A 14,111-nucleotide genomic window follows, 5' to 3' on the forward strand; every position below is an offset into this window, starting at 1 on the left:
CGGTGCTCAGGCGCGCGGTTTTTTCGTGTCGAGAAACTTCTGGACTCGCGCATCCGCCTCCGGGTTGGCGAATGCTTCGAGGGTGATGCGTTCTTCGATGTCCAGGGCCCGCCACAACTCCGACCCCAGGTCCTGATGCAGGGTCCGCTTGAGCCTCGAAATCGAGAATGCCGACTTGCGGCAGATCGCCGCCGCCAGGCCGCGCGCCGTGTCCAGCAGATCCGGACCGGCCACGACGCGGTTCAGAAGCCCCATCCGGTGCAGCGCGTCGGCGGTCTGCCGCTCGCCCAGCATCAGGAGTTCCATGGCCCGCAGATGGCCGATGGCCCGGGGCAGCAGGTGCGTGACGCCGCCGGTCACGAAGTGGCCCCACTCCGTCTCCGGGAAGAAAGCAACGAGGTCGTCGGCCGCGACCACCAGGTCGCAGTTGAGCATCCATTCGAATCCGCCGCCCACCGCGTAGCCCTGGACTGCGCCGACGACGGGCTTGTCGGAGCGCATGATCCGGTGTGTGATCTCCTGGATGGCGTGGATGTGCCGCTGGATGGTGTCGGCGTTCTGGCTCTGGATGTCGAATTCCTTCAGGTCATCACCCGAACAGAACGCCCTGCCGTTGCCCCGGAAGATGATCGCCCGGGTCTGCGGATCCGCGTTGGCCGTTGCGAAAGCCCGGTCGAGGTCCGCGAGCAGGGCGCCGTTGATGGCGTTCAGCCGGTCGGGCCGGTTCAGGACGACATGGCCGATTTCCCCCTCGGCTTCGTAGAAAGCGGTGGTCATTTGTGGCTCCTTTCGATGAGCGCCGTCTTGCCGTCCGTGCGCGGCAGGCTGTCCGGCGGTACCAGCGTGACGGCGGCGGTGGCGCCCGTGTTCTTGCGGATCGCCTCGTTCAGTTCGGCCTGCGCTGCCGCGTAGGCGTGGGCCTCCAGGCCATGGGCGGCTTCCGCCGTGACGGTGATCCGGTCCCAGGGGCCGTTGCCCGCCAGCACGATCCGGAACTGGCCCGTGGACAGGTGCCGCTTGCCGAGAATCGCCTGCTGGACGGAGGAGGGGAAAATATTGATGCCCCGTACGTTGAACATGTCGTCGGTGCGTCCCGTCACCCTGAAACGCCAGCTGGCGCGGCCGCACCCGCATGGACCGGTGCCGGTGACGGTGATCACGTCACGGGTCCTGAATCGAACCAGCGGCTGGCATTCCTTGGCCAGATGGGTACACACCAGCTCGCCGGTCGTGCCTTCGGCGATGGGCTGCGCCGTTCCATCCTGGTCGATGATTTCGACGAACAGTGCGTCCGCGCCATGGAAGTGCAGGTCGGTGCCGTGCTCGCACTGGCTGGCGAAGTTGCTCAGGACTTCGGACATCCCGTAGTTGGCGTTGCGCACGCCGTATCCCCAGGTTTCTTCCATCGGGCGGCGGAACTCGGGGTTGTCCAGGCCGGCCTCGCCGCCGAACAGGCCCAGCCTCAGGCCCAGGCTGCGCGGGTCTACGCCGTCCTCGCGGAGGATTTTTTCCAGCAGCGCGGGGTAGGACGGCGTGCAGGAAATGGCTGTGATGGACAGGCTGCGGATGGTGTCCAGCAGCAGCCGGGTATTGCCCACGCCAAAGGGCACGACGGCGGCGCCTGCGGCTTCCAGCGTCATGTGGTCGGTGACGCCGCCGGTCCATTGGCAGTAGTTCAGGCAGTGGACGACGCGGTCCGTGGGCCGGAGCCCGGCCGCGTATTGGGCGCGGCCGCCGACCAGGGCGATCAGTTCCGCATCCCGCCGGCTGTTGGCCAGTTGCAGCGGCTTGCCGGTGGTGCCGGACGTGCGGTGGATGCGGACCACCCGTTCCTGCGAACTGGCCAGGTAGTCGCCAAAGGGGTAGTTCGCCTCCTGGCTGTGCCGCAGTTCTTCCTTGCCTGTGAAGGGCAGGTCGGACAAGGTGTCCAGTCCGATGGAGCGGTCCGCCAGCGGTCCGAATTTCTGGCGGTAGAACACCGAGTTCAGCCGGACGTAGTCCCACTGCGTCCGCCAACGTTCCCACTGGAGCGCGTCGATGGCGGTGGCGGACAGGGTTTCGAATTCAGGATGCAGCATGGACGCCGCCATGTTCGTTCTCCGGTATGGGTGTTTACGGGGCACGGCGCGCGGCCGCTTTTGTTTCGATGTCGGCCAGCGGGACGATGGCCCGGCTGTGCCGTCCCTTGGCCACGAGGCCGCCGGAGTCGCTGGCCGTGACGTCGAACCAGAACAGCTTGTCCTCGCGCCCGCTGTAGCGCGCCTGGCAGTTCAGGGTGTCTCCCACGGAGGTCGGCGCCAGGTGGCGGATCTGGACGTCCACGCCGACAGAGGCTTCTCCCGGTGCGAGATCGTCCTGGAGCAGGGCTGCGGCCGTCCTTTCCAGTTCTGCGACCAGGAAGGGCGTGCCCAGGACCGAGGGGTAGTGTTCTCCCGCCACGTCCGAAACGGAGCGGGCCGTCATGTGTGTTTCGACGCGAACCTGGCGCGTGTGACGGGCTTCGGGTTGCAAGTGCATGTGGTGCCTTTTTCAGTGTGCTGTCCTGCAATGCACGTAGCAAATGCCGTGCCAACAGCGCCGATAGCGTGCCGGCAGGGCGCAGCCCAGAGGGGTTTCCTGGGTCTGGACGCACGTTGCACATCAGGCGTCACCCGGGCAGTGTTCATTTAATTGACGTCAAAAATCTTTACATGTAAGATTTTTGAACGGATCGAAAGACGTGTCCGGGCGGCTGTGCGCAGCGCTGCCCGCCAGAGGGCGGGCGCCTCGGGTCGTGGCATGGATCTTGCTTTGTCTTGATGATGAACCCCCGTGATGAGGGGCCTCACAGGCGCAAAGGAGACTGCGGAATGGATACATCACAGTACAAGGCCATCACGTTCGATTTTTGGGGCACGCTGGTGGATGTCGAGACCAGCGGCGTAGCCGCCATGGAAGCCGTCGCGGCCCGGCTGGGCGCCGATCCGTCGCGCGCGGCGGCCTACTACCAGCAGTGGGACGAGGCGACTGTCCGGGGCTATCGCTCGGACCGCTGGAGGCCGTACGTGGAATGGGCTGCTTTTGGTCTGCGGCAGGTTTTTGCGGCGCAGGCGCCCGCAGGGGATTGGCCGTCGCTGGCGGAAACCTTTGTGGCCGACATGACACGGCACGCGCAACCGCATCCCGAGGCGCCGGATGTCATCCGCTTCCTGGGTGAGCGCTATCGCCTGATGCCGATCACCAATATGGACCGGCGGTTTTTCGACGCCAATCCCTTCCGGTCCCTGTTTGCGCTGACGCTGACTGCAGAGGATGTCCGGGCGTTCAAGCCCTCGGCCCTCATTTTCAAGGCCGCCATCGAGCGGCTGGCCCTGGAGCCGGGCGAGATCCTGCACGTGTCCCTGGCCCAGTTCGCCGATCTGGAAGGCGCCATGCCGATGGGCATGGACGTGGCCTGGATCAATCGCGGGGGCGAACCGCTGGGTCGGTTCACGCCCGCCCCGAAGTTTGAATTTTCCGATCTGTCGCCGCTCGTCGGCCTGCTGCCGGGATCGGCGACCGGATGAGCGCCGATCCGGTCCGGGATGCGTGGGTCGAGGTATTGGGCCGGGTGCGCGATGCGCTGGCTGCCCTCGGTCCGTTCGCCAGGATCGGTGTCGCGCTTCTGGGATCGGACGCGGTCGTACGCGCTGCTGCGGGCGATGCGCTGCTGCCCGATCGCCTGGTCCTTGAGGGGTGTGCAGCAGACCTGGGCGCAGGGCGGGTGGCGGCCGGGTCCGAGGCCGGCGCCTGCGCCCTGGTGGCGATGCCGGCCGGAGACGGTCCGGCCGTCTTCTGCCTGGGTCTTGATCCCGCGCCGGAGGCGCCGGAACTGATCCGCTTCGCCCGGCTCGGCGCTGCGCTGTGCGGGCAGTGGGCCGCACTGGCATTGAAGTCACGGGCATTCGAAAAGATGGTGTCGGAACAGGCCGCCATCATCAACCATATTTCCGACGGCCTGATCGTCATCGACGACGTGGGCACCCTGCGTTTCATGAATGCCCCGGCGGCCCGGATTCTGGGCGTCGATGCGGGTTCGAGCATCGGCAAGCCGTTCAGCGAGGTGATCGACTTCGATCCGCACATCACCGCCATCCTGGAGACGGGCACGGGCTATGTCGACCGGGAACTGCGGATTCAGTCCTCCAAGGTGAATGCCCACCTGGTCGATACCGCGGTGCCGGTCTTCGATGAGCACGGCAAGATCGTGTCGATCGTCAATACTTTCCATGAGATGTCGCGCGCCCGGAATCTGTCCATCCGGATTGCCGGGGACTTCGCCCGCTACCGTTTCGCGGATATCGTCGGCCGCTCCCCGGCCATGGAGACGACCCTGGCCACGGCGCGGCGGGTCGCGGCTTCCGAATCGAGCGTGCTGTTGTATGGTGAAAGCGGGACCGGCAAGGAGGTGTTCGCCCAGGCCATCCACAACGGCAGCCGTCGCAGCAGAGGACCCTTTGTCGCAGTGAATTGCGCCGCGCTGCCTCGCGACTTGATCGAGAGCGAGCTGTTCGGCTACATGCCGGGCAGCTTCACCGGCGCGCACAAGGCGGGGCGGCCGGGCCGCTTCGAGCTGGCGACCGGAGGCACGATCTTCCTGGATGAAATTTCGGAGATTCCGCTGGATGTCCAGGTCAAGCTGCTGCGGGTTCTGCAAGAGCGGCAGGTGACCCGGATCGGCGCGGATGCGAGCGCCGACATCGACGTGCGCATCATTGCCGCGTCCAACCGGAATTTGCTGGATCTCGTGGAGGACCGGCGCTTTCGCGAGGACCTGTACTACCGGCTCAACGTCCTGCGCCTTGATTTGCCGCCGCTGCGCCAGCGCCTGGAGGACATCGCGCTGCTGGCCGAGGGCATGGTGTCCCGGCTGTGCCGGCAGTGGAACCGGCCCGGCGTGACGCTGGCTTCGCACGCCATGGCGCAACTGCGGTCGTACCACTGGCCCGGCAACGTCAGGCAACTGCAGAACCTGATCGAGCGCGGCATCAGCCTGATCGAAGCCGACGTGATCGAGGCGTTTCCGGACGATTGGTTCGACGGCTCTGCGCCGGTCGCTGATACCGCACCGGAGGCGGGTCCGTCCATGAGCCTTGAGGCGGTCGAGCGCATGGCCATCGGCAGGGCCGTCGGACACTGTGATTTCAACGTTTCGCAGGCCGCGAAAGTGCTGGGCATCTCCCGGCCGACCCTGTACAAGAAGATGAAGCAATACGGCCTGCTCCCGGCGGACCGGGGCAGGCCGTATTGAGCGCGGCGCCGACGGGGTCGGCGCGGCGGAATGCTTAGAACTTGAAGCGCGAGCGCGCCGTGCCGCGCAGGGGCTTCACGTAGGTGTCGAACAGGTACGCGGTGTCGAAGTTCGCGGCGCTGGTGCGCGTGATGCGGCACACCGTCATGATCGGGCTGTGGCCGACGATGGCCACTAGGCGGCCGCCCACGGCCAACTGGTATTTCAGCGCGTCGGGCACCGAGGGCACGGAGCCGGTGATCAGGATGGCGTCGAATTCGGCCGTGCCCCAACCCGCATGCGCGTCGCCCGTTTCCAGGGTCACGTTGGCGATCTGGTTGCGCGCGAGATTGGCCTGGGCGAAGGCCGACAGGCGGCTTTCGAGTTCGATGCTGGTGACCTGCTGGCACAGCCGCGACAGCAAAGCGGCCTGGTAGCCCGAGCCGGTGCCGATTTCCAGCACGCAGTCCGTGGGCTGGAGCAGCAGTTCTTCGGCCAGCTTGGCCTCGACCTTGGGGGACAGCATGGTCTCGCGGGTGTCGACGCCGTCGATCACCAGCGGCAGTTCCGTGTCCGCGAAGGCCAGGGCGCGCACCTGCGGCGGGACGAAGCGTTCTCGGGGGATGTCGAAGACGGCCTGCAGCACCCGTTCATCCTGGACGTTCCAGGGGCGGATCTGCTGTTCGACCATGTTGAAGCGGGCACGATCGGCGTCGGCGATGTCGTTGACGTTCATGTCGCGTGGGATACCTGAGTTGATTCGAGTCCGATTATAGGCCAGCGGTCCGTCCGGCGCGTTTGCGCGGGATCAGGATTGCGCGGCCGGCCACAGGGCGTGGAAATGGTGCACCGGCCCGTGGCCCGAGCCGACCTGGAGCTGACCGGAGGCGGCGATGGCGCGTTCCAGCCAGGCCTTGGCGTGGCGGGCGGCCTCGGGCACGTCCTGGGTGCGCGGCAGCAGGGCGGCCATCGCCGCCGACAGCGTGCAGCCGGTGCCGTGCGTGTTGGGCGTGGCGATGCGCCGGCCGGGCAGCTCGATCAGCCGGTCGCCGTCGTGCAGCAAGTCGATGGTGTCGTCGCCGGGCAGGTGGCCGCCCTTCAGGAAGACCCAGCGCTCGCCGTCATCGGCCAGCAGCCGGCGCAGGCGCTCGGCCACGCGGCGCATGTCCTTCAGGTTGTCGACCGGGCTCTGGCCCAGCAGCACGCCGGCCTCCGGCAGGTTGGGGGTGATGACGGTGGACAGCGGGATCAGGCCCTCGCGCAGGGCTTCGACCGCCTGGCGTTCCAGCAGGTGGTCGCCGCTCTTGGCCACCATCACGGGGTCCAGCACCAGGTGCGCCGGCTTCCAGTGCGCCAGCCGGTCCGCCACGATGCGGGTCACGCCGGCCTGGCCCAGCATGCCGATCTTCACGGCGTCCACGCGCACGTCGGCAAACAGCGTGTCGATCTGGGCGGCGACGAATTCCGGCGGCACCGGGGCAATGCCGGTGACGGCCTGCGTATTCTGCGCGGTCAGCGCGGCGATCACGGCCATGCCGTAGGCGCCCAGCGCGCTCATGGTCTTGACGTCGGCCAGGATGCCGGCCCCGCCCGAGGGGTCCACGCCGGCAATCGACAGAGTATTGGGGATCATCGCAGGCTCCGTGCGGATAAGAAAGGCCCCCACGCTGCGCCTTCGGCTTGCTGCCCCCATCCAATGGGGGCGGGCCTTGGGACGGCCCGGCGGTAAAAAAACGCCGGAGCGGCGCGCCCCGGCGAGCGGGAGAGCGGAGGGGTCAGGCCGCTCGGGTCGAGGGCAGCAGGCCTTCGGTCGGCGAGCTGGGATCGGCGTCGTAGTATTTGCGCTTGATGCGGCCGGCCAGGTAGGCCTCGCGCCCGGCTTCCACGCCCAGGCGCATGGCGCGCGCCATCCGGATCGGGTCGCGCGCGCCGGCGATGGCGGTGTTCATCAGGATCGCGTCGCAGCCCAGTTCCATGGCGATGGCGGCATCCGAGGCCGTGCCCACGCCGGCGTCCACCAGGACGGGGACGCGGGACTGGTCGATGATCAGGCGCAGGTTCCAGGGGTTGACGATGCCCATGCCCGAGCCGATCAGCGAGGCCAGCGGCATCACCGCCGACACGCCGATGTCTTCCAGCATGCGGCACTGGATCGGATCGTCGCTGCAATACACCATGACCTGGAAGCCGTCGTCCACCAGCGTGCGCGCGGCGGCCAGGGTTTCCGGCATGTTGGGGAACAGATTGCCGGCGTCGCCCAGGACTTCGAGTTTGACCAGATTGTGGCCGTCCAGCAGCTCGCGCGCCAGCCGCAGCGTCCGCACGGCATCGTCGGCGGTGTAGCAGCCGGCCGTGTTGGGCAGGATGGTGTAGCGGTCCGGCGACAGGAAATCCAGCAGATTGGGTTCCCCCGGATTCTGGCCGATGTTGGTGCGGCGGATGGCGACGGTGACGATTTCCGTGCCGCTGGCCTCGATGGCCTCGCGGGTCTGGTCGAAATCGCGGTATTTGCCGGTGCCGACCAGCAGGCGGGACTGGAAGACGCGGTCGGCGATGGTGAGGGTGTCTGGGGCGGTCATGGTGGCGTGGGCGAACGAAGATGCGAAACGGCCGCCGGGGACGGCAGCCTCCTGCAAGGATAATCCATTTGCGGACCTGCGTTTTGTAAAACCCGTCATGGCGGAAAACATTGTAAAAAAATATGCCCCTATCGTATAAACTGAGTCAAACGTAAGAAAACATATCTTATGGAGAGAGGCAGCCTGAATCATGTGGCGCCGGAAAACACTTTTTTCGGGGCTGGCCGTGGTGTTGCTGGCGCTGACCTTCCTGTTGCTCGCCCAGTGGCGCGCCCTGGATCCTCTGGATCGCCAGTTGGGGGACGCCCTGCTGCGCTGGGATGCCCGGCATCGACTGCCTCCCGATGACATCGTGCTGATCGACATCGACCAGGGTTCGCTGAACGACGACCGGATGCTGGCATTGGCCGGCGCCTGGGCCTGGCCGAGGGCCGTCCATGCCGAATTGATCACCGCGCTGGCCCGCAGGGGCCCTCGGGCGATCGTGGTGGATCTGATCCTGTCGCCGCCTGACCGCCTCGAACCGTACAACGACGAGGCGCTGGCGCAGGCCATGGATTTCGAGCGGGCATTCGTGCCCATGATCCTGATGCCCGACGCCGGCCAGCCGCCTCCTCTGGCGCTGGCGCCGCCCATCATGGGCATCCGCCGCATGGCGCAGGCCGACCCCGACGCCCGCTATGGCATCGATGCGCCCACGGCGCTGCCGCCGGAGCGGTGGCGCACCGGGTACATCAATTTCGTCGCGGACACGGATGGCATCGGCCGACGGATCGAGCTTGGGCGGGAGGTCCGGGGTTGGTGGATTCCGCATATGGTGGGCCGGGTCGCCGAGGCCCTGCAACTGCCGCAGCCCCGGACATCGGCCTTCCGCTTGCATTGGTACGGCCGCGATTTCCAGCGGATCCCGTACGCCCAGGTCTACCTGGCCAGCCAGACCGAGGGCGCATCCCTGCCTTTCGATCCGGAAGGCAAGATCATCGTCATCGGCGCGACGGCCAGCGGCCTGCTGGATTTCCTGGCCACGCCTCAGGGCGCCACGACGCCGGGGCCGTATGTGCTGCAGACCGGGCTGGCCAATCTGCAGGACCGCAGCTGGCTGCGCGATGCGCCGGGGTGGATCAGTCCCTGGCTGGCGGCCGGGCTGATCGTCGGCTGTGCGTTCCTGTTCTGGCGGCGGGTTTCGCCGGTGTGGATCGTGACGGGCTTTCTGGGCGTGGCGCTGCTCTTGCTGGCCGTGGCGGCCGGCGCCCTGCGCACCAACTGGTACTGGATGCCGCTTTCCGTGCTGGCCATGACGGCGCTGGCCTTGCTGGCGTTCGGGCTGCTGTCGGCGCGTCTCGAACTGGCCCATCGGCATCGCGTGCAGGCGATGTTCGCGCGCTTTGTCGATGCCCGTGTCGTCGATCACCTGGTGGCCTCGCATCAGGGGGTGGCCGCCAGCGACACCGTCGAACGAGAGGTGACCGTCCTGTTTTCCGATATCCGGGGATTCACGCACTTGTCCGAATACCGGGCGCCGGAAGACGTCGTGGCCTTGCTGAACCGGTACTTCGAGACCCAGGTGGGGGCGATTTTCCGGCATCAGGGCACGCTGGATAAATTCATGGGCGACGGCATCATGGCGTTCTGGGGGGCTCCGATCCCCCAGGCGAATCATGCCGGGCTGGCGGTCGCCGCCGCCCTGGACATGCTCCAGGCGCTGCGGGGCTTTGTCGCGCAGTTGAAGGGCGAGGGGGTGGAGATTGCGCTCGAGATCGGCATCGGCATCCATACGGGGCCTGCCGTCGTCGGGTTTCTGGGGATGCGGCAGCGGCTCGATTACACGGCCATCGGGGATACCGTCAATCTGGCTAGCCGGATCGAAGGGACCACTAAAGGGGTTGCCCGCATCCTGGTCTCGGAGGCGACCCGCCGGCAGTGCGCGGCGGATTTCGAGTTCACCGATCATGGCTGCTTCAAGATCAGGGGCAGAGAGCAGGAAGTGCATTTGTTCGAGCCGGTCCCCCGGACCGGTTCCGAGGGTTGATGGACCTTTTCAAGGAGTCCTCATGTTTGGATGGATGACGAGACGCATGCAGGGCGTGCACCGCGCGGTCCTGGCCGGCCTGCTGCTGGGTTTCACGGCCGTCGCCCAGGCGGCCACGCATACCGTGGCGGTCGAGACCGATTTGCGGGCGGCGCCCGCCCTGAACGCCAAGACGCTTCAGCACCTGCAAAAAGGCGCGCTGCTGGATGCCGTGGAACAGCAAGGCGGCTGGCTGAAGGCGCAGGCCGGCGACCAGACCGGCTGGGTGCGGCTGGCGCATCTGCGGACGGTCGATCAAGGCAAGCAGGGCGCCGGCAAATCGGGCGGCGGACTGGGATTTCTAGGCGCCCTGTTCACGGCCGCCAGCAACAGCCCGACGGCCACGACCGGCACCCGTGGCCTGAGCGAAGAAGAACTGGCCCAGGCGCAGCCGGCGCCCGCAGAAGTGCAAGGGCTGGATCGCTATGCGGTGACGTCGGCGCAGGCACGGTCCTTTGCGCAGCAAGGCCATCTCCAGGCGCGTGACTTCGACTACACCAGCGGGGCAAAACCATGATCTGTGTCTTTCGAAAATCGGTGTTTGCGGCGTTGTGCGCCGTGATGCTCGTGTCGGGCTGCAAGACGCTCGAAGGCGGCGGGTTCAACCAGTTGCTGAGCACGGCGGCGGGCTCCGCCGGCGCCGGCGCCGGCGTCACCGCAGGGATGCAGAGCGCCGTGGCCGGTGCGACCGATCTGTTCCGGGAATACACACCGGAAGAACAGCAGCGGCTGGGCGCCGATTTCGCCTCTGTGCTGTTGGGCGCCCGGCCGCTGGTGCGCAACCCCGCCGCCCAGCGCTACGTCAATCAGGTGGGCGTCTGGGTCGTGCAGCAGACCGCCCAGCCGACCGATGGCCGGGGGCGGCCCATGATCAAGACGTGGCGCTTCGGCATCATCGATAGCGAGGCGGTGAACGCCTATGCGACGCCGGGCGGCTATGTGTTCATTACCAAGGGCCTGTTCAAGAAGCTCGGGTCCGAGGCCGAGCTGGCGGGTGTGCTCAGCCACGAGATCGCCCACGTGACCCAGGGCCATTATCTGGCGGCGATCAAGGCGGGCGGGTTTTCCAAGATCATGGCCGGCGCCGTGCAGGCCGGGACCGGCGACAAACGCCTGGACGAGGCGGCCGCCAATCTGGTGCGCAATCTCTATGCCAAGGGGCTGGACAAATCCGATGAGTACGAGGCGGATCGTCTGGGGATGCTCTATGCGGCGCGTGCCGGCTACGAGCCCACGGGCCTGATGAGCGTGTTGCATCTGTATGCGGCGCATACCCGGGGCGATGACGGTTTCCAGTTGCTGTTCGCAACCCACCCCGACCCGAAGGACCGGATCGCCAGGCTGGAGCCGCTGCTGGTGACGTTCGCCGCCGCGTCGGACGCCACGAACGTGCAACGCTTCAAGGCGATCCAGGCGCGGCTGTAGCGGGATTCCAACCGGCGCATCCGGCGGGCCGGCCAGGGATGACCCGGCCGGCCCGTTTCATTTGCAGGTCACGCCTTCCGAGACTTCCCACACGGACTGCTTGAGGGCTTCGGCGATGCGGGCCGTGTTCTGGCTGCTGTAGACCCGGCCGCCCGTCGATTTGGCGATGCAGTCGGACAGCCCGCGTCCCGAGATATCGACGACATTGAATTTCAGCCTGGGCTTGGCCTTGGCAATGCGCGCGGCGGAGGCGCATTGGTTGCCGCCGCAGCCGTCTTCCCCGTCCAGGAAGACCACGATGATGGCGTCCCGGTTTTTGCCGTCGACCATGGCGGCGGCGGCCTCGATGCTCTTGGCCAGCGGGGTGCCGCCTTCGCTTTTCAGCCCCTGGATGAGATTGATGAGCTTGGCGTGTTGCGAGCCCGGAAAGGGACCGTGACGGGGGGTGGCCGGGCAACTGTTGAAGGTCACCAGGCTGATGCTCTGGCTCTTGGGCAGTTGCTGGACGAGATTGATCAGGGATTGCTTGGCGATGGCCTCGCGGGAGGGGGCCCTGAGCATGTTCAGGATACGCGCCTTCTCCTGCGCCGACAGCCGGCTTCGCTGAGCGTCGGTCAGGCCGAAGACCCAGTCCTCGTCTTCCGGCTTGGTGGTGATGTTCAGGTTCATGGAGTCGGACGTGTCGAACACGACGACCAGCTCGGGAGGCAGCTGATCCGCCGGCCGCGGCGTGCAGACCAGCCCGGCCGGCGCCGGCCGGGCCGGTTTCGGGGGCGCCGGTTTGGGAGCGGGCGGGGGCGGCGGTTCGGGCGCGACCGGTTGAGGGGCGACGGGTTCAGGCGCCACCGGCTCGGGGGCGACCGGCGCGACGGGTTCGGGGGCCGGAGGGACGACCGGTTCGGGCGGGGGCGGTGCGACGGGGGCGGCTGCCGGCGGATCGAGCGGCTCGGCGACCGGGAGTGTGCGGTGCGTCCACCACCACCAGGCGGCCAGCAGGAGCGCCAGCAAGGCCAGCAGCGCCAGCAGCCAGGGCCACCAGCGCCGGGCGGGCGGACCGGCCAGTGCCGCGGCGGCGGCCGGGGCGGCCGGCGGGACGACGAGGGGCGGCAGCCCGGACAATCCGGCATGCCAGTGGGTGATCAGCGGCGTGCCGTTGAGCGAGTACAGGTGGCGGGTGTCCGGCGTGCGGGGCAGATTTTCCAGCAGGCCCGCTTCGTCCGTCCGGCCTTGCTGACGCGCAGTGTCGCCCAGTGTGTGCAGGTCTCTCAGCGTGCCCTGGTATTTCTCCAGCAAGGCGGCTTGCGACTTTTCGTCCAGACTGCTGTAAGGCTGCGGCTGTCCTTCCAGGGGGGTCCACCATTCGCGCAGGCCGTCCGCGCCTGCGCGGGGCAGGGCGAACAGCCGGCTTTCATGGGGGGGCAGCAGCCGGTGCAGGAGATCGATGGCCGGCTGGTGTTCGGCAATCGGCAGGTCGGGGGTCGTGTCACGGCTCACGCGTTGCATGCAAGGCTCCGCTACGGGTTACGGGCGACGGGCTACTGGTAACCCAGGCTTTTCTGCAGGGTGGCGACTTTCTGCTGCAGGGCCGCGAGCTCTTTCTGTTTGGCGGCGACGGCGGCTGCATTGCCGCCGTTGGTGCCGGACTGCTGGGATTGCTTCAGCGCCTGCTGCAGATCCTTGAGTTCGTTTTGCACCCGGGCGTCATCGGCATGCCTGGCCTGCAGTTGCTTGAGCAGGCGCCCCATGGAGGCATTCAGCGCCGCCTGTTTCTTTTTCTGCTCGGACAGTTTCTGCTGGCTGGCGGCTTGGCGCTGGGCGATGTCCTCGTAGACCTGGCGGAACATCTGGTTTTCTTCCTGGGCCGAGACCAGCGCCTGTTCCTTCTGGTCGATGCCGGCGCGGTAGGCCCCCGACGTATCGCAACTGAGCTTCGTTAGGAATCCCGCGTCGCGGTTCGTCGGGTCGCATTCGCCGGGCGTCGTGGCGCAGCCGGCCAGGCCGGCCGCCAGCGCCAGGATCATCAGGGATCGTTGGACGGTCATGACGTGATTACCCCAAGGTGATGGCGCTGCGCTGCGTGTAGAGATCGTCCACCTCGGTTTCCAGCAAGGCGACCCGTTTCTTCATTTTCGCGATTTCGCTGTCAACGCCCTTGACCTGCTTGGCGTTGCCGCTGGCTTTTTCGGCCTGAGCCACTTCTTCGTATTGCGCGACCTTGTTTTTCATATTGTCGACGTCCTTGCTCATCACTTCGATGTTCTTGTCGATCTGCGCCAGGTCCTGCCTGGCTTTTTCCTGATCCAGTTGCTGGGCCTTCATGTCCTTCTGGATCTTGGACAAGGTGGTTTTGTTTTCGGTGATGACCTGCATGGCGGTATCGGTGCGCGCGATGACTTTCTGGGTGTCGGCCTGGACGTCGCTGGTCATGACGTCCAGGCGTTCGCCCGTGTTGGCGTACTGGCTGCGGCGCTGGTCCAGGTAATAGTTGGCGCCCATGGCGACGCCGCATGCGGCGATCCCGGCGACGATCGCGCAGGTGGCTTTATTGTTGGAATTCGAGATCATGCAGGCCAGTACGCCGACCGTTGCAGCGGCGGCGCACGCCTGGAAGCCGGACTTGCTGAAGAATTGCGCATCGTCGCCCGTCGTCAGGCGCGGGTCGGCCGCAGGGCCCTTGCTCAGCAGCGAGCTGCCGGTGCTGGCGCAGCCGCTCAGGACGAGCATCGTCGCGATCAGGAGGCCCGAGAGCCAGCGATTGAAGTATGCGGTGGACGAACAGGTGTTCATGGTG

The 14,111-nt window shown here is 66.8% G+C and carries 14 protein-coding genes; 5 read left to right on the forward strand and 9 right to left on the reverse strand.

The features are described 5' to 3' along the window. Positions 1 to 6: 6 nt before the first annotated feature. Genes ACFO0J_RS06280 through ACFO0J_RS06290 form a run of 3 tightly spaced genes read right to left on the reverse strand, consistent with a single transcriptional unit; the run spans position 7 to position 2,463 of the window. Positions 7 to 777, reverse strand: coding sequence for an enoyl-CoA hydratase/isomerase family protein (locus tag ACFO0J_RS06280; protein ID WP_376812197.1), 771 nt, complete (start codon positions 775 to 777; stop codon positions 7 to 9). Further along, a complete protein-coding gene (locus ACFO0J_RS06285; protein WP_376812198.1) occupies positions 774 to 2,090 on the reverse strand; it encodes a phenylacetate--CoA ligase family protein in 1,317 nt (438 codons plus the stop codon). Before ACFO0J_RS06285 ends, ACFO0J_RS06280 begins: the two co-directional genes overlap by 4 nt. Positions 2,091 to 2,112: 22 nt before the next feature. Next, positions 2,113 to 2,463 (reverse strand): thioesterase family protein, encoded by a 351-nt coding sequence (locus ACFO0J_RS06290; protein WP_376812199.1) that lies wholly within the window; start codon positions 2,461 to 2,463, stop codon positions 2,113 to 2,115. Positions 2,464 to 2,849: 386 nt separating this feature from the next. Here ACFO0J_RS06290 and ACFO0J_RS06295 point away from each other — a divergent pair, with 386 nt between their 5' ends. Together ACFO0J_RS06295 and ACFO0J_RS06300 are read left to right on the forward strand one after the other, a co-directional pair. Beyond that, a complete protein-coding gene (locus tag ACFO0J_RS06295; protein ID WP_376812200.1) occupies positions 2,850 to 3,545 on the forward strand; it encodes an HAD family hydrolase in 696 nt (231 codons plus the stop codon). Further along, positions 3,542 to 5,269, forward strand: coding sequence for a sigma-54 interaction domain-containing protein (locus ACFO0J_RS06300; protein WP_376812201.1), 1,728 nt, complete (start codon positions 3,542 to 3,544; stop codon positions 5,267 to 5,269). Before ACFO0J_RS06295 ends, ACFO0J_RS06300 begins: the two co-directional genes overlap by 4 nt. A 34-nt stretch (positions 5,270 to 5,303) precedes the next feature. Here the strand turns inward: ACFO0J_RS06300 and ACFO0J_RS06305 are convergent, their stop codons facing one another. The 3 genes from ACFO0J_RS06305 to ACFO0J_RS06315 form a co-directional block, all read right to left on the reverse strand. Then, positions 5,304 to 5,984: a protein-L-isoaspartate O-methyltransferase family protein gene (locus ACFO0J_RS06305; RefSeq protein WP_376812202.1), complete on the reverse strand. Its 681-nt coding sequence runs from the start codon at positions 5,982 to 5,984 to the stop codon at positions 5,304 to 5,306. 72 nt (positions 5,985 to 6,056) lie between these two features. Next, positions 6,057 to 6,881, reverse strand: coding sequence for a bifunctional hydroxymethylpyrimidine kinase/phosphomethylpyrimidine kinase (gene thiD, locus ACFO0J_RS06310; protein ID WP_376812203.1), 825 nt, complete (start codon positions 6,879 to 6,881; stop codon positions 6,057 to 6,059). A 142-nt stretch (positions 6,882 to 7,023) separates the two neighbouring features. After that, positions 7,024 to 7,827 (reverse strand): thiazole synthase, encoded by an 804-nt coding sequence (locus ACFO0J_RS06315; RefSeq protein ID WP_376812204.1) that lies wholly within the window; start codon positions 7,825 to 7,827, stop codon positions 7,024 to 7,026. Between the two features lie 190 nt (positions 7,828 to 8,017). On the opposite strand from ACFO0J_RS06315, the gene ACFO0J_RS06320 reads away from it, so the two are divergent. Genes ACFO0J_RS06320 through ACFO0J_RS06330 form a run of 3 tightly spaced genes read left to right on the forward strand, consistent with a single transcriptional unit; the run spans position 8,018 to position 11,320 of the window. Further along, on the forward strand, positions 8,018 to 9,856 hold the full coding sequence (locus ACFO0J_RS06320; protein WP_376812205.1) for a CHASE2 domain-containing protein: 1,839 nt from the start codon (positions 8,018 to 8,020) through the stop codon (positions 9,854 to 9,856). A 34-nt stretch (positions 9,857 to 9,890) separates the two neighbouring features. Next, positions 9,891 to 10,412 carry an SH3 domain-containing protein gene (locus ACFO0J_RS06325; RefSeq protein ID WP_376812206.1) on the forward strand — a complete coding sequence of 174 codons (522 nt, stop codon included), beginning with the start codon at positions 9,891 to 9,893 and terminating at the stop codon, positions 10,410 to 10,412. Next, the gene (locus ACFO0J_RS06330) at positions 10,409 to 11,320 is read left to right on the forward strand and encodes a M48 family metalloprotease (RefSeq protein ID WP_376812207.1); all 912 of its coding nucleotides are present in this window, start codon (positions 10,409 to 10,411) and stop codon (positions 11,318 to 11,320) included. Before ACFO0J_RS06325 ends, ACFO0J_RS06330 begins: the two co-directional genes overlap by 4 nt. A 57-nt stretch (positions 11,321 to 11,377) precedes the next feature. On the opposite strand, the gene ACFO0J_RS06335 is transcribed toward ACFO0J_RS06330, so the two are convergent. The 3 genes from ACFO0J_RS06335 to ACFO0J_RS06345 are packed head-to-tail and all read right to left on the reverse strand — an operon-like array spanning position 11,378 to position 14,107. Beyond that, positions 11,378 to 12,823: a VWA domain-containing protein gene (locus ACFO0J_RS06335; RefSeq protein ID WP_376812208.1), complete on the reverse strand. Its 1,446-nt coding sequence runs from the start codon at positions 12,821 to 12,823 to the stop codon at positions 11,378 to 11,380. Positions 12,824 to 12,855: 32 nt separating this feature from the next. Next, positions 12,856 to 13,362 carry a hypothetical protein gene (locus tag ACFO0J_RS06340; protein WP_376812209.1) on the reverse strand — a complete coding sequence of 169 codons (507 nt, stop codon included), beginning with the start codon at positions 13,360 to 13,362 and terminating at the stop codon, positions 12,856 to 12,858. A gap of 7 nt (positions 13,363 to 13,369) precedes the next feature. Next, on the reverse strand, positions 13,370 to 14,107 hold the full coding sequence (locus ACFO0J_RS06345) for a hypothetical protein (RefSeq protein ID WP_376812210.1): 738 nt from the start codon (positions 14,105 to 14,107) through the stop codon (positions 13,370 to 13,372). Positions 14,108 to 14,111: the final 4 nt, after the last annotated feature.

It is taken from the genome of Castellaniella hirudinis (assembly GCF_042651965.1).
Classification (GTDB): domain Bacteria; phylum Pseudomonadota; class Gammaproteobacteria; order Burkholderiales; family Burkholderiaceae_B; genus Castellaniella; species Castellaniella hirudinis.

What these genes read in the sequence shown, in the direction of transcription:
- ACFO0J_RS06325 (WP_376812206.1), top strand. Translation starts at nt 9,891, where the DNA reads ATGACGAGACGCATGCAGGGCGTGCACCGCGCGGTCCTGGCCGGCCTG.
- ACFO0J_RS06290 (WP_376812199.1), bottom strand. Translation starts at nt 2,463, where the DNA reads ATGACGGCCCGCTCCGTTTCGGACGTGGCGGGAGAACACTACCCCTCG.
- ACFO0J_RS06335 (WP_376812208.1), bottom strand. Translation starts at nt 12,823, where the DNA reads ATGCAACGCGTGAGCCGTGACACGACCCCCGACCTGCCGATTGCCGAA.
- ACFO0J_RS06285 (WP_376812198.1), bottom strand. Translation starts at nt 2,090, where the DNA reads ATGGCGGCGTCCATGCTGCATCCTGAATTCGAAACCCTGTCCGCCACC.
- ACFO0J_RS06295 (WP_376812200.1), top strand. Translation starts at nt 2,850, where the DNA reads ATGGATACATCACAGTACAAGGCCATCACGTTCGATTTTTGGGGCACG.
- ACFO0J_RS06320 (WP_376812205.1), top strand. Translation starts at nt 8,018, where the DNA reads ATGTGGCGCCGGAAAACACTTTTTTCGGGGCTGGCCGTGGTGTTGCTG.
- ACFO0J_RS06300 (WP_376812201.1), top strand. Translation starts at nt 3,542, where the DNA reads ATGAGCGCCGATCCGGTCCGGGATGCGTGGGTCGAGGTATTGGGCCGG.
- ACFO0J_RS06340 (WP_376812209.1), bottom strand. Translation starts at nt 13,362, where the DNA reads ATGACCGTCCAACGATCCCTGATGATCCTGGCGCTGGCGGCCGGCCTG.
- ACFO0J_RS06280 (WP_376812197.1), bottom strand. Translation starts at nt 777, where the DNA reads ATGACCACCGCTTTCTACGAAGCCGAGGGGGAAATCGGCCATGTCGTC.
- thiD (WP_376812203.1), bottom strand. Translation starts at nt 6,881, where the DNA reads ATGATCCCCAATACTCTGTCGATTGCCGGCGTGGACCCCTCGGGCGGG.
- ACFO0J_RS06315 (WP_376812204.1), bottom strand. Translation starts at nt 7,827, where the DNA reads ATGACCGCCCCAGACACCCTCACCATCGCCGACCGCGTCTTCCAGTCC.
- ACFO0J_RS06305 (WP_376812202.1), bottom strand. Translation starts at nt 5,984, where the DNA reads ATGAACGTCAACGACATCGCCGACGCCGATCGTGCCCGCTTCAACATG.
- ACFO0J_RS06345 (WP_376812210.1), bottom strand. Translation starts at nt 14,107, where the DNA reads ATGAACACCTGTTCGTCCACCGCATACTTCAATCGCTGGCTCTCGGGC.
- ACFO0J_RS06330 (WP_376812207.1), top strand. Translation starts at nt 10,409, where the DNA reads ATGATCTGTGTCTTTCGAAAATCGGTGTTTGCGGCGTTGTGCGCCGTG.